The sequence below is a fragment of the Rhodococcus marinonascens NBRC 14363 genome, from assembly GCF_001894885.1.
Lineage (GTDB): Bacteria > Actinomycetota > Actinomycetes > Mycobacteriales > Mycobacteriaceae > Rhodococcus_F > Rhodococcus_F marinonascens.
Genome location: NZ_BCXB01000023.1, coordinates 79,222 through 90,943, shown reverse-complemented (window position 1 = coordinate 90,943; position 11,722 = coordinate 79,222). Strand labels below are relative to the sequence as shown.

The window sequence follows — 11,722 nt, the reverse complement described above, 5'->3', positions numbered from 1 at the left end:
GGAGGCGCTTACATAATTAGATCCGCTTCCATATAGTTGGGGTATGAGTTATTCAACGATGTTCCTGGAACCCGCGGTAGCCGACGCACCAGCTCACCAGCGCCCAATCGACCGAAAGCAGAACAGGGCTCCTGTGGCGCTGGCTGCGGTCGCGTGTGTGGCCGCGGTCTTGTTCGTCGTCCTGAACATCTTCGCCCTCGCCGGCCATGTCGGCGCGGCACCCGTGGTGATCGCGCTGCTGGTACTCGGTGTGTCCCTGGCCGGGGCCGTCGGAGCGGCCTTCGCCCGACACTCCTAGCTCGGAGTCCGGCGGGGATATTGCGATGCCGGTTCGTAGGATGGCCTGATGCAATTGCGCTCGGGAGATCGTCGTCGGCAACGGTCGGAGGCAAGCCGGTCGGCGATCATCGGTGCTGCCCGGCAGATCCTGGCCGACGGCGGAATCGAAGCGGTCCAGGTCGAGGCTGTCGCGGACATGGTCGACATGTCCGTGCAGACGATCTACAACCGCGTCGGTCGGCGATCGCAATTGTTGCTTGCCGTCGGAGAGCAGGCGATGGAGGAATGCAGCCAACTCCTCGGTGACGCCTTCGACACCCAGGGGACTCCCCGGGAACGGGCCGGGGCCATCGCGGCGGCCTACATGACCTTCGCGTCCGAGCATCCGAGCGAGTTCCAGCTTCTGGCCAACCCGGTGGACGACGACGCCCGCGAGCGGCTCGGTGAGTTGCAGCGCAAGGAGGTCGCGCGGCTCGCGCAACTGCTGCGCGACGCCTGGCAGTCGGGCGACATGGCGCTTCCCTCCGATCCGACGCAGGTTGCCGTCGCACTCTGGGCGATGATGGACGGCATCGTCGCCTTGCGATGGAAGGCGACTCAGCTGCAACTCGGCCAGGCGTCGTTCGAACAGGTGTCCGAGACCGCGGTGAGCATCATGTTCTCCGGTCTGGGTAGCAAGACGGCGGAGTGACACGGGCCTCTGGGGACGACCGCGAGCCCACGATTGCCCCGTGAGAGCTCGCTGGAGTCGCCGTCATGACATGTGCCCGAGCGCAGCAACTTCGGACGCGAAGCGGGCGGCAGCGCAGTGGGTGCTCGCGTAGGGTCGCCCCGCCCCCGTTGGGGGTGCCATCCGCGGTAGTTGCCATGGCCGTTCCTCGCCTCGATCCTCACCCGCACTGAATCCAGTGGCCGCACCCACACCGAATCGGGTGTCCGCGGTCTGCCGGTCCAATAGGCTGGCTGCCTGTGCAGCCTGTGACGAGCGTCCCCGACATCCCTGCATCGACGCGGCTGCCCGTCGAGGTGGCTGTGCTTGGCGACGTCGCCACTCGCAGGGACGGTGCCCTGGTGCCGCTGGCCGGAGCCCGGGCCCGGAGTCTGCTGGTCGCGCTCGCGCGACGGCCCGGACGCAGGCGTAGCGTCGCAGCCCTCGTCGAGGATGTGTGGGGTGAGGAGCCACCCAAGTCGCCGGCGAACGCCCTACACACCCAGATATCGCGGCTGCGTGCGGTTCTGCCGTACGGCGTCCTCGAGTCCGGGACCGCAGGCTACCGGCTCACCCTTACAGCCGAACAGGTCGATCTCGCGCGGGCGCGACAGCTCGCCCGGGCGGCGGGCGAGCAGCATGCCGACGGCGATCATCTCGGCGCCATCGAGACCGTGCAACTGGCCGGCGCGCTGTGGCGCGGTGAGCCAGGCGCGGACCTGTCGGACGGCGACCTTGCGCGCGAGCTGGTGAGCGAGGCAGCGTCGTACCGCGACGCGCTCGCTGCGACGGAACTCACTGCCCTGTTCGCCCTGGGGGAGTTCGAGCGAGCCCTGCCGAAGGCGCGCGCCGTCGCGGATGCTGCCCCGTTGGACGAGGGCGCGCACGCCGTGCTGATGGAGTGCCTGCGCGGTGGGGATCGATCCAACGAGGCACTGGAGGTGTTCGCGGGTCTGCGCGACCGGCTGGCTGATCGACTCGGGACCGACCCGTCGCCGCGGCTCGTCGACCTCAACGCGGCGATCCTGCGCGGCGGCGCGGAGCCCGCACTCCGGGCTGTTCGGGACGACGTGAGCGCAACGCGCGCATACGAACCCGGCATGCTGCCGAACGTGATCGGATTGCGTGCCGCACCGAACCGACTGTTCGGCAGAACGGGGGATCTGGCCGCGCTTGAGAGCCTGCTCGAGTGCTCGCGCGTTGTCACGGTGCTGGGGCCGGGTGGTACCGGCAAGACCCGGGTGGTCCATGCGCTCGGTGCTCGGATGGCCGGTCGGATGCCTGTCGTGCTCGTCGAACTGGCGTCGTTGCGCAGCGGTGAGGACCTGATGGCCGCCATCAGTAGCACCCTCGGCCTCAGCGAGAACGGTCTCACCCCAGGAGCATTGACCGGCGCGCGTATCCACGATTCGCCGCAGCGGCTGCGTGATGCACTGTCTGCCGCGCCGACCCTGCTGATCCTCGACAACTGCGAGCATCTCATCGACGATGTCGCCGAGGTGGTGTCCGATCTGATCGGGGCGAGTGACCAACTCACGGTGCTCGCCACCAGTCGCTCCCCGATGTCGATCACCTCGGAGGCGGTATATCCTCTGCCTCCGTTGGCAATCGGCGACGAGACGTCGCCGGCGGCCGAGCTGTTCCGGGCACGCGCGCTCGCCGTCCGGCCGTCGGCGAGGCTCGATCCGGCCGAGGTGACGCAGCTGTGCCGGACGCTGGACGGGCTGCCGCTCGCGATCGAGCTGGCCGCCGCGCGGGTTCGCACGATGAGCGTCGAGGAGATCAATGCCCGTCTTGTGGACCGCTTCGCGCTGCTGCGTTCGCGTGACCGCACGTCTCCCGCACGCCACCGCACCCTGCGTGCCGTCATCGAGTGGAGTTGGAACCTCTTGGAGGAGTCGGAACGCGCCGCGCTGCGCAGGCTGTGCCGCTTCCCCTCCGGGTTCACCCTGGACGCCGCCACCGCGCTCGCGCAGTGGGACGGGGTCGATGACGTCGCGGACGCACTCGAAGGGCTGGCGAACCAGTCGATGCTGTCGGTCGTCGAACCGGCCGAGGGGACCGACTCGGTGGGGCTGCGGTATCACATGCTCGAGACCGTCCTTGAGTTCGGCGAAGAGCAGTTGCTCATGGGCGCGAATTCGTCTGAGGCCGAAGAGGTTCAGCGCCGGACAGTGCGGTGGGCCGAACAGCTCTCCCAGGAGGCCGTGCGTGATTTCTTTGCAGGCAAGCAGATCTCGGTAGCACGCCTTGTCCGGGCCGAGCATGACAACCTACGTGTGGTCCTCCGACATGCGCTGGCCGAAAGACAGGTCCGGACCGCGTTGACGGTGTTCCCGGTGCTCGGTGGCGTGTGGGCGGGCTGCGGTGCCCCCTCCGAGGTGTCTGCCTGGGCGCCGAGACTGCTGGACCTCGACGGATCGACTCTCTCACCCGACGAGGTTCCGGGCGACCACCTCGCCATCAGTTACGTGCTGGCCGCCATGAACGGGACCATGAACGGAAACGTCCGCACGATGGCGCTCGCACGGACGCGGCTGCGGCGTCTGCTCGCCGCGCGACCCGACATCTCCGAGCAGCTGCGGATCGCAGCGGCGCTGATACTCACCCCTGCGGCGGGCAGGGGGTTGGCGCGGTTGCTCGCGACCGCCGTCCGTTCGGACGATCCGGACGCCCGCATCCTCGCGCTGGTGGCGAGGTCCAGCGTCCGGGAGAACAACGGTGACCTGCACGGCTCCGAATCGGACGCGAAGCGCGCGCTCACGCTGACGGCGGAACCCGACTCGTGGCATCATGCGCTGCTGAGTCAACATCTGGGCCGCCTTTGCGCTCAGTCCGGGCGTTACGCCGAGGCCATCGCCCACTACCGGCGCTCCGCCGAGGGGCTGTGGAAGCTGCACCTCTACGACGAAAGCCTGCAGGTGCGGGGGTTCATGGTGGCCGCACTGGTCGGCGGCGGGCAGATCGCGCAGGCGCGAGCGGAACTCGCGCGGCTCCGCCCGGCGCACCGCGGCGGGCTCGTGCACGCCGACGATCCGCACAACCAGGCGTCGCTCGCGATGACCACGGCGGAGGCGGATCTCGCGGCCGGGTTCGTGGACCGTGGCCTGGCCGAGTACCGGCGCGCCGCCGCGTGTGCCGGCGATCTCGCACTAGCGGTGGGGGTCTACCCCTACGAGGTCATCGTGGCGGCAGCGGCAATCGATGCCCATGTCCTCGCCGGACGGATCGAGCTGATCGCCGATCTGGCGGACCGCTTGCCGTCCGTCGCTGTGGTCCGGCTCGGGCCGGGAGGGTATCCCGACCTCCCACAGACGGGCGCCGTGGCGTGCGCGGTCGGCGCGGTCGACATCGTCACCGGTCGCGACCCGGGCCGGGGGCTGCGCCTGCTCGCGCTTGCCACGAGAGTGGCTGCCCGGCAGGACTGTCCCTCGATGCGCCTGGACCGGCACCTGACACGGGCGCGGACGCTTCTCGGTGGCGCGGGCGTCGCGACGGCGCTGACGTCCGTGGAGAGGACGCCCCGCGCCGCCGCGCACCGCGAGATCCTCGACATCCTCGCCGGGCTTGACTCGTGAACCGTCAGGCCTTGCGCATGTAGATCCACACCGTCAGCGGTGCCATGATCGCGGCGATCAGGGCCGCGCCGAGTAGGGCCCACGCGGTGTGGATGCCGAGGTGTCCGTCGTTCGCGAGTTCGCGGACGGCGGTGACCAGATGTGACACGGGATTGACGTCGACGAAGGCTTGCATCCATCCTGGCATCGTGTCTGCCGGGACGAACGCGTTGGACAGGAACGTCAGCGGAAACAGGATCAGCATCGAGCTGCCCTGCACGGCAGAGGCCTTGTTCATGAGCACACCCATCAGGGCGAAGATCCAGCTGATCGCGAAGCCGCACACAATGATCAGCAGTGCGGCTAACACCACGCCGACGGGGCCGCCCTGGGGGCGGTAGCCCATGGCGAGACCGACGGCGATCGTGACGGTCGTCGCGATCAGGTACCGGAGGACGTCGGCGAGCAGTGCCCCCGACAGCGGCGCGATCCGGGCGATCGGCAGTGACTTGAATCGGTCGAACACCCCCTTGTCCATGTCTTCGCGCAACTGTGTTCCGGTCACGGTCGACGTCGTGATCACCGTATGCACCAGGACGCCCGGGATGATGATCGGCAGATACGACTGCACGTCGCCGGAGATCGCACCGCCGAAGATGTAGGCGAATACGGCGGTGAAGACGATCGGCTGGAGTATCGCGTCGGACAGTTGCTGGGGATTGTGCTTGATCTTGAGGATGCCGCGGTAGGCCATCGTGAAGGTGTGGGCGACCGAGTCCCGGAGGCTGATCCGGTCGACGGCTTCTATGGTCGGCGTTCCTGCGGTGCCGGCGGGCGGGGTGAGTGTGGTGGTCATGCGACGCTCCGTTCGGACTCTGTGGTGTCGTGCCCGGTGATAGTGAGAAAGACCTCGTCGAGGCTTGGCTTGGAGACGGTGATCTCGTCGACGGCGATCGATCGATCCCGAAGTTGCACAAGCAGATCCGAGGCAACCGACGGATCGGACAGCGGTGCTGTGAGACGGCCCGATTCGGGGTTGACGATGACTTCGATGCCCAGTGCAGCGGAGAGTGCGGTCCGGGCCTGCTCTATCAGTTCGCGGTTCGCGAGGGTCAGCTGCAGCGTCGATGCTCCTACCGAAGCCTTCAACTCGTCGGCGGTACCGTCCGCGACCACCCGACCGCGGTCGATGACAGCGATCCGGTCGGCCAGCTGGTCGGCCTCGTCGAGGTACTGCGTCGTGAGGAGCACTGTCGAGCCTTGCGCGACGAGTTGTCGAATGGTGTCCCACATCTGGGCGCGCGTGCGCGGATCGAGCCCGGTGGTGGGCTCGTCGAGGAACAGTAGCGGGGGCCGGGCGATGAGGCTGGCCGCCAGGTCGAGACGCCGACGCATACCGCCGGAGAAGTTCTTCAGGGGCTTGGACGCCGCCTCGGTCAACGCGAACTCCTCGAGTAGTTCGGCGGCTCTGCGCTTGGCGGCCACGCGGCCCAGACCGAGCAGACGCGAGAAGATCACGAGATTCTCGGTGGCCGTGAGATCCTCGTCGACCGACGCGTACTGGCCGGTGACGCCGACAATGGAGCGGACGGCCGCCGACTCGCGGACGACGTCGCGGCCGAAGATTCGCGCTTCGCCGCCGTCGGGACGCAGCAACGTCGCGAGCATGCGCACGGTCGTGGACTTGCCGGCACCGTTGGGGCCGAGCACGCCGTACACCGATCCGGTCGGCACAGTGAGGCTCACGCCGTCCACCGCGCGCTGCCCACCGAAGGTCTTGACGAGCCCGACGGCTTCGATTGCCGGGGGTGAGGTGTTGAGGTTCATGACCTCACGATGAGGGAGGCCGCTTGCATAGAACTCACATCAGCCTTGCGCCGAGCTTGCATGTGCTCGCACACCGACGCGCCCCGGGGCCGTCGTGGTTGGGGACAGTGGGCGGTGGGGTCACGGGTGAGTCCAGGCCTCGCGCAGCGCAGCGCGGCCGCCGGGCTCATCCGTCGTCGACGGCGCGGTCGGCGAGCGCGGCGATGACGGGGGAGGGCGATGACGGGGGAGAGCGCCCTTGCGTACTCGATCGTGAGGTGGTTGTCGTCGCGGAACCAGGTCGCTGCCGATGATTAACGGGCAACGGTCGGCTGTGCAGGACAGGTCGGTGAGATCGGCGTGCCGAACGCCCCGGCCGCGGTGGGCGCCGCCTCGGCCGCTATGCCGGAGGCGTTCATCGCCACCGCGAGCTCCGGAGAACACGCCGTGGCGTCGTCGAGGTGCGTGGACAGACACGTCGGCACCGTCGAGTGCGGATCCGCCACAGGACCGAGGACCAGCACGTCCGCCCCGGTGGCCCGCGCAGCCGATTCTCGACTCTCGGTACAGGAATCTCTGCTCCACGTGGAGCAGAGAGGAGGTTAAAAGTACCAGGGGTAAGGCGTCCAGTCCGGTTCGCGCTTTTCGAGGAAGGAGTCGCGGCCTTCGACGGCTTCGTCGGTCATGTACGCCATGCGGGTTGCCTCACCGGCGAAGAGTTGCTGGCCGACGAGTCCGTCATCCTGCAAGTTGAACGCGTATTTGAGCATGCGCTGCGCCTGGGGGGACTTGCCGTTGATCTTGGTGGCCCAGTCGATCGCCACGTCCTCGAGCTCGGCGTGGTCGACGACCTTGTTGACCGCGCCCATCTGGTGCATCTCCTCCGCGGTGTAGGTCTCGCCGAGGAAGAAGATCTCGCGGGCGAACTTCTGTCCCACCATCTTGGCGAGATAGGCACTGCCGTAGCCGCCATCGAAGCTGCCCACATCGGCGTCGGTCTGCTTGAAGCGGGCGTGTTCGCGGCTGGCGAGCGTCAGATCGCACACCACGTGAAGGCTGTGGCCACCGCCTGCGGCCCAGCCGTTGACGAGGCAGATGACGACCTTCGGCATGAACCGGATCAGTCGCTGGACCTCGAGGATGTGAAGGCGTCCCGAGCGTGCCTTGTCGACGGTGTCCGAGGTCTCGCCGGCACGGCCGGTGGTCGCATCCTGCTCGGTGTACTGATATCCGCTGCGGCCACGGATACGCTGGTCGCCGCCGGAGCAGAACGCCCAGCCGCCATCCTTGGCGCTCGGGCCGTTGCCGGTGAGCAGCACAGCACCCACATCGGAGGTCATCCGGGCGTGGTCGAGCGCGCGATACAACTCGTCGACGGTGTGCGGGCGGAAGGCGTTGCGCACCTCGGGACGGTCGAATGCCACGCGGACGATGCCCTGGGTGACATGCCGGTGGTAGGTGATGTCGGTCAGATTCTCGAAACCGGGAACCGGTCGCCAGTGCTGTGGGTCGAAGGTCACGGCGTCGAGGCTATCGGGTGGTGTTGTCGGGTGCCGCGCGCGCAGGCGCTTCGTCCGGGTTTACCGTGCAGGTATGAGCGAACAGACCGCCGACGCGGCAAACCGGGCAGATTCATTGCCGCAACGCGACGACGACTACGAGCATCACGGTGGGTTCCCCAAGTTCGAGGCCGCAGCGCCCGATCCCGACTGGTCACGGTTCGTCGAGGGCATGCGCACTCTGCAGGATCTTGCGGTGTCGATCAACGCACCCGACGACGTCCTGGCGCAGGCAGCCGACCAGGTCGAAGCACTCGGCGAACTCCTCGGTCGCTACGTTGCTCCCGAGGGCGAATCTCCGGCAGGCCGGTCGATCCAACTCCCTGGACGCGGCAGCCTGCTCATGCTCCCGTGGACCGTCGAAAAATTTGGTCCGGACGGGGTCCGCAGCAAGGGCGTGTTCCGGCGCTTCCACCTCGGCGGCAACGGCGCGGCGCACGGCGGCACGCTTCCTCTGCTGTTCGATGACCTGATGGGAATGATCGTCCACGCGTATGGGCGTCCCATCAGTCGCACCGCCTACCTGCACGTGAACTACCGTGCGATCACACCGCTCGACAAGCCGTTGACCGTGGAGGGCAGCGTCGACCGCGTCGAGGGACGTAAGACGTTCATCACCGCCCGCCTGACCGACGGCGACACGCTGCTCGCCGACTGCGAGGCGCTGATGCTCGAGCTGCTACCCGGGCAGCCCTGACGCCGTGACGTCCCTGCCTGCCGTCGAGGAAGTCCTGGCCAACGCCGTCGTGGTGAGTCTGCACATGCGCGTGCGGTTTCGGGGCATCACGACGCGAGAGGCACTACTGCTCCGCGGTCCGGCCGGTTGGGGTGAGTTCTCGCCGTTCCCGGAGTACGCGGACGACGAAGCGGCGTATTGGCTACAGTCCGCGATAGAGGACGCTTGGCTCGGACCGCCGCCCGCGGTGCGGGCTTCGGTGCCGATCAACGCAACCGTCCCCGCGGTCGAGGCCTCCGCGGTGCCCTCCGTCCTCGAACGCTATCCCGGCGCGCGCACCGCGAAAGTGAAAGTGGCCGAGCGCGGGCAGATCCTGGATGACGATCTCGCGCGGGTGACTGCGGTGCGCGCGGTCATCCCGAACGTGCGTATCGACGCCAACGGGGGATGGTCGGTGGATGAGGCCGAGGCGGCGCTGCGAGCCCTCACCGCGGACGGTCCGCTCGAGTATGCAGAGCAACCGTGTGCGAGCGTCCCCGAATTGGTGGAGGTGCGCAGACGGGTGCCCGGTGTGCGGGTGGCCGCCGACGAGAGCATCCGCCGCGCAGAGGATCCCCTGAAGGTCGTGCGAGCGGGTGGAGCCGACATAGCGGTCGTGAAAGTCGCCCCGCTCGGGGGGATGCGGAGGGTGCTGTCGCTGGCCGACGAGTTGTCCGCGCACGGGGTGCCGGTGGTCGTGTCGAGCGCCCTGGACACTGCTGTGGGCATCGCCGCCGGCGTGGCAGCAGCAGCAGCGCTTCCTGACTTGCAGTTCGCGTGCGGGCTGGGAACCGGGGGGTTGTTCGAGTCGGACGTGGCCGGGCTACGCGAACCTGTCGGCGGGGCGATGGCCGTCCGCGCAGTGAGACCCGACACAACCCGAATCAAGGCGCTCGCCGCGCCTGCAGGGCGTTCGCGCTGGTGGATGGAAAGGCTGCGCCGGTGCCATGCCCTGCTCGATAAACGTGATGGTCTGTTTTTCGTATAGTGTCTGGCCGAACCTGATCGCTCAGTGAATACGGAGGCATTGAAAGTGGTTGCAGCTCTAAACGAAACCCTGCTCGACGAGTCGCGCGTTCCCGCGGTGATCGCGGACGTGCAAGCTCTGATCGACGCAGAGGTCTCGGACAAATCGGGAGCCTCGGGGCTGGCGCTCAAGGGTGGGTACGCCACGGTCAAGAAGTTGGGACCGTCCATCGTGCCGTCCGCAGTCGAGGGCCTGCTACCCGAATTCGTCACCAAGCTCGAGCCGTACTGGCAAACCTTCGCAGCCAGTGGCGAGAGTGGATTCTCCGAATACCTGGTCGCGCGCGGCGACGAGGTCGCGGACTCGTTGCTCGGCATCACCGACGAGCGCATTGAGGGCAGCGACCGTTCCGCGATCAAGAAGGTGTACTCCACGCTGCGTCCGTCGGCAAAGAAGAACGTGATCGAGGCACTTCCGCGTCTGGGAACTCTCGTCCAGAAGTACGCCGGCTGAAGTCCTCTGTGATGTGGCGAAGTGTGCCGCGGGACACTTCGCCACATCGCGGGCGGGTCAGTAGGAGGCGTGGCCGTGGCGCCAGTAGCCGGTGAACGCGATGTCGGACTTGGGGACGCCTCGGTCGCTCACGAGGTGGCGTCGCAGGGCGGTGGCCAGTCCGCTCTCTCCTGCGACGAACGTGTACGACGGCCCAGCCGGCAACTCGGCCTCCATGACCGTGTGCAGCGCCAGCGCCCCCGGACGGGCAGTTGCATCCCCGCGTATCAGCCAGTGCACGTTCACCCCGTCGCCCACCCGAACGTCCTGAGCGTCGTCGGCATCGGGAATCTCGATGAATACCTCGGCGCGCAGGTCGCGACGCGCCGAATTCATGATCCCGGCCATTGCGGGGAGGGCACTCTCGTCGCCGACGAGCAGTTGCCATTCGGCACCGGGTGTGGGGTTGTAGATCAGTCCCTCGTCGAGAATTGCCACTTCGTCCCCGGCAGTGGCCGTGCGCGCCCACGCGGATGCAGGACCGAGGTCGCCGTGCGAGGCGAAGTCGATGTCGATCTCGGTGGTATCACCGAACATCCCCGCTCCGGCCGCGCGAAAGTCGCGGATCGTGTAATTGCGTACGACGGGCCGGAGATCTTTGGCCATCAGCTTGTACTGGGCGTACCAGAACCCGCTCGCGGACGTCGGTAGCCGCAGCGTTCTCTGACCCTGCTGGGGGACGAACATCCGGAACCATTGGTCGAAACCCATCGGGCTCACGGAGCTGAGTTCGTCTCCCGCGATGGTGACCCGGACGAAATTCGGGCTGATCTTCTTTCCGGCGACGACCCGCGCGGACGAGATTTGGCGGTTCTGAGGTTTGACGAACTTGCCGCGCTGAGCCATGGCGTTGGTTTATCCCCCATTGGGTGCGATTTGTCAGGTAAGCCTAACCAATAGTCTCTCATTGTGGTCGGTCCAACGTCACAACGTGCGGTGGCAGCCCCCACTCGTTGCGACCGAGCCTGCTGAGTGGGGCGAGTTTCGTGAAGTCCGGCAGTCCGTCGTCGGCAACCGCCTCGGGGCGCACTGCGACCGTGACCACGTCGCCCATCACCACGAACGAGTCGCCGACCGGTACCACCTGCTTCAGGGTGCATTCGATTGCGACCGGCGATCCCGCGACCCGGACGGGCCGCACCTGCTCGCTGAGCTCGGTTTCGATGCCCAGTTCGGCGAACTCGTCGACGTCGCGGTCGAAGGCGGCGGAACTGGAGTTGATCACCGCCATCAGTGGTTCTGTCGCCAGGTTGATGACGAACTCTCCGGTGGCCTCGATGTTGTGGAGACTGTCCTTGCGGGTGACCGACGTGAACTGGACCACCGGCGGGTTCACGCTGGAGACCGAGAAGAAGCTGTAGGGCGCCAGGTTGGCCACGCCATCCTGCGAGAGCGTGGACACCCAGGCGATCGGCCGCGGCACCACCGAGGCGGTCAGGACCTGGTACATGCGGAGTGGCGGGAGTTCGGCGGGATCGAAGATCGTGCGCATGGGTTCATGGTGCATCGTCCGTGGTGTGGCCGCGAACCAACGAGGTTACGTCGCCGAACGCGCTCCCGCGGATCTGGCAAGCTCAG

Annotated in this window: 11 protein-coding genes and 1 pseudogene; 6 read left to right on the top strand and 6 right to left on the bottom strand. The window is 67.3% G+C overall.

The window, feature by feature from the left end; translation table 11 throughout:
- Positions 1-43: 43 nt before the first annotated feature.
- The 3 genes from RM2_RS16615 (at position 44) to RM2_RS16605 (ending at position 4,566) form a co-directional block, all read left to right on the top strand.
- Positions 44-298, top strand: coding sequence for a hypothetical protein (locus tag RM2_RS16615; protein WP_139277802.1), 255 nt, complete (start codon positions 44-46; stop codon positions 296-298).
- Positions 299-346: 48 nt separating this feature from the next.
- A complete protein-coding gene (locus RM2_RS16610) occupies positions 347-970 on the top strand; it encodes a TetR/AcrR family transcriptional regulator (protein ID WP_072690658.1) in 624 nt (207 codons plus the stop codon).
- A 278-nt stretch (positions 971-1,248) separates the two neighbouring features.
- Positions 1,249-4,566: an AfsR/SARP family transcriptional regulator gene (locus tag RM2_RS16605; protein WP_245814003.1), complete on the top strand. Its 3,318-nt coding sequence runs from the start codon at positions 1,249-1,251 to the stop codon at positions 4,564-4,566.
- A gap of 4 nt (positions 4,567-4,570) precedes the next feature.
- Here RM2_RS16605 and RM2_RS16600 read toward each other — a convergent pair whose 3' ends face one another.
- The 4 genes and pseudogenes from RM2_RS16600 to RM2_RS16585 form a co-directional block, all read right to left on the bottom strand.
- Entirely contained in the window at positions 4,571-5,401 is an 831-nt protein-coding gene (locus RM2_RS16600; RefSeq protein WP_072690657.1) for an ABC transporter permease, read from the bottom strand.
- Positions 5,398-6,372 (bottom strand): ATP-binding cassette domain-containing protein, encoded by a 975-nt coding sequence (locus tag RM2_RS16595; protein WP_072690656.1) that lies wholly within the window; start codon positions 6,370-6,372, stop codon positions 5,398-5,400. Before RM2_RS16595 ends, RM2_RS16600 begins: the two co-directional genes overlap by 4 nt.
- A 218-nt stretch (positions 6,373-6,590) precedes the next feature.
- A pseudogene (locus RM2_RS16590) lies at positions 6,591-6,893 on the bottom strand (SGNH hydrolase domain-containing protein); the annotation flags it as partial.
- 60 nt (positions 6,894-6,953) lie between these two features.
- Complete coding sequence (locus RM2_RS16585) at positions 6,954-7,871, bottom strand: 1,4-dihydroxy-2-naphthoyl-CoA synthase (protein ID WP_072690655.1); 918 nt, start codon at positions 7,869-7,871, stop codon at positions 6,954-6,956.
- 73 nt (positions 7,872-7,944) lie between these two features.
- Here RM2_RS16585 and RM2_RS16580 point away from each other — a divergent pair, with 73 nt between their 5' ends.
- Genes RM2_RS16580 through RM2_RS16570 form a run of 3 tightly spaced genes read left to right on the top strand, consistent with a single transcriptional unit; the run spans position 7,945 to position 10,105 of the window.
- Entirely contained in the window at positions 7,945-8,607 is a 663-nt protein-coding gene (locus RM2_RS16580) for a PaaI family thioesterase (RefSeq protein WP_072690654.1), read from the top strand.
- A 4-nt stretch (positions 8,608-8,611) separates the two neighbouring features.
- Positions 8,612-9,613, top strand: a complete 1,002-nt coding sequence (locus RM2_RS16575) for an o-succinylbenzoate synthase (protein ID WP_072690653.1) — start codon at positions 8,612-8,614, stop codon at positions 9,611-9,613.
- A 45-nt stretch (positions 9,614-9,658) separates the two neighbouring features.
- Positions 9,659-10,105, top strand: coding sequence for a DUF6918 family protein (locus tag RM2_RS16570; protein WP_072690666.1), 447 nt, complete (start codon positions 9,659-9,661; stop codon positions 10,103-10,105).
- Between the two features lie 57 nt (positions 10,106-10,162).
- Here the strand turns inward: RM2_RS16570 and RM2_RS16565 are convergent, their stop codons facing one another.
- Both RM2_RS16565 and RM2_RS16560 read right to left on the bottom strand, forming a co-directional pair.
- Positions 10,163-10,990 carry a siderophore-interacting protein gene (locus RM2_RS16565; RefSeq protein WP_072690652.1) on the bottom strand — a complete coding sequence of 276 codons (828 nt, stop codon included), beginning with the start codon at positions 10,988-10,990 and terminating at the stop codon, positions 10,163-10,165.
- Between the two features lie 58 nt (positions 10,991-11,048).
- Positions 11,049-11,636 (bottom strand): flavin reductase family protein, encoded by a 588-nt coding sequence (locus RM2_RS16560; protein ID WP_072690651.1) that lies wholly within the window; start codon positions 11,634-11,636, stop codon positions 11,049-11,051.
- Positions 11,637-11,722: the final 86 nt, after the last annotated feature.

Bases quoted from the DNA above. Each gene is read 5' to 3' on its own strand.
- RM2_RS16600 (WP_072690657.1), bottom strand. From the start codon at position 5,401: ATGACCACCACACTCACCCCGCCCGCCGGCACCGCAGGAACGCCGACC.
- RM2_RS16610 (WP_072690658.1), top strand. From the start codon at position 347: ATGCAATTGCGCTCGGGAGATCGTCGTCGGCAACGGTCGGAGGCAAGC.
- RM2_RS16615 (WP_139277802.1), top strand. From the start codon at position 44: ATGAGTTATTCAACGATGTTCCTGGAACCCGCGGTAGCCGACGCACCA.
- RM2_RS16595 (WP_072690656.1), bottom strand. From the start codon at position 6,372: ATGAACCTCAACACCTCACCCCCGGCAATCGAAGCCGTCGGGCTCGTC.
- RM2_RS16565 (WP_072690652.1), bottom strand. From the start codon at position 10,990: ATGGCTCAGCGCGGCAAGTTCGTCAAACCTCAGAACCGCCAAATCTCG.
- RM2_RS16560 (WP_072690651.1), bottom strand. From the start codon at position 11,636: ATGCGCACGATCTTCGATCCCGCCGAACTCCCGCCACTCCGCATGTAC.
- RM2_RS16580 (WP_072690654.1), top strand. From the start codon at position 7,945: ATGAGCGAACAGACCGCCGACGCGGCAAACCGGGCAGATTCATTGCCG.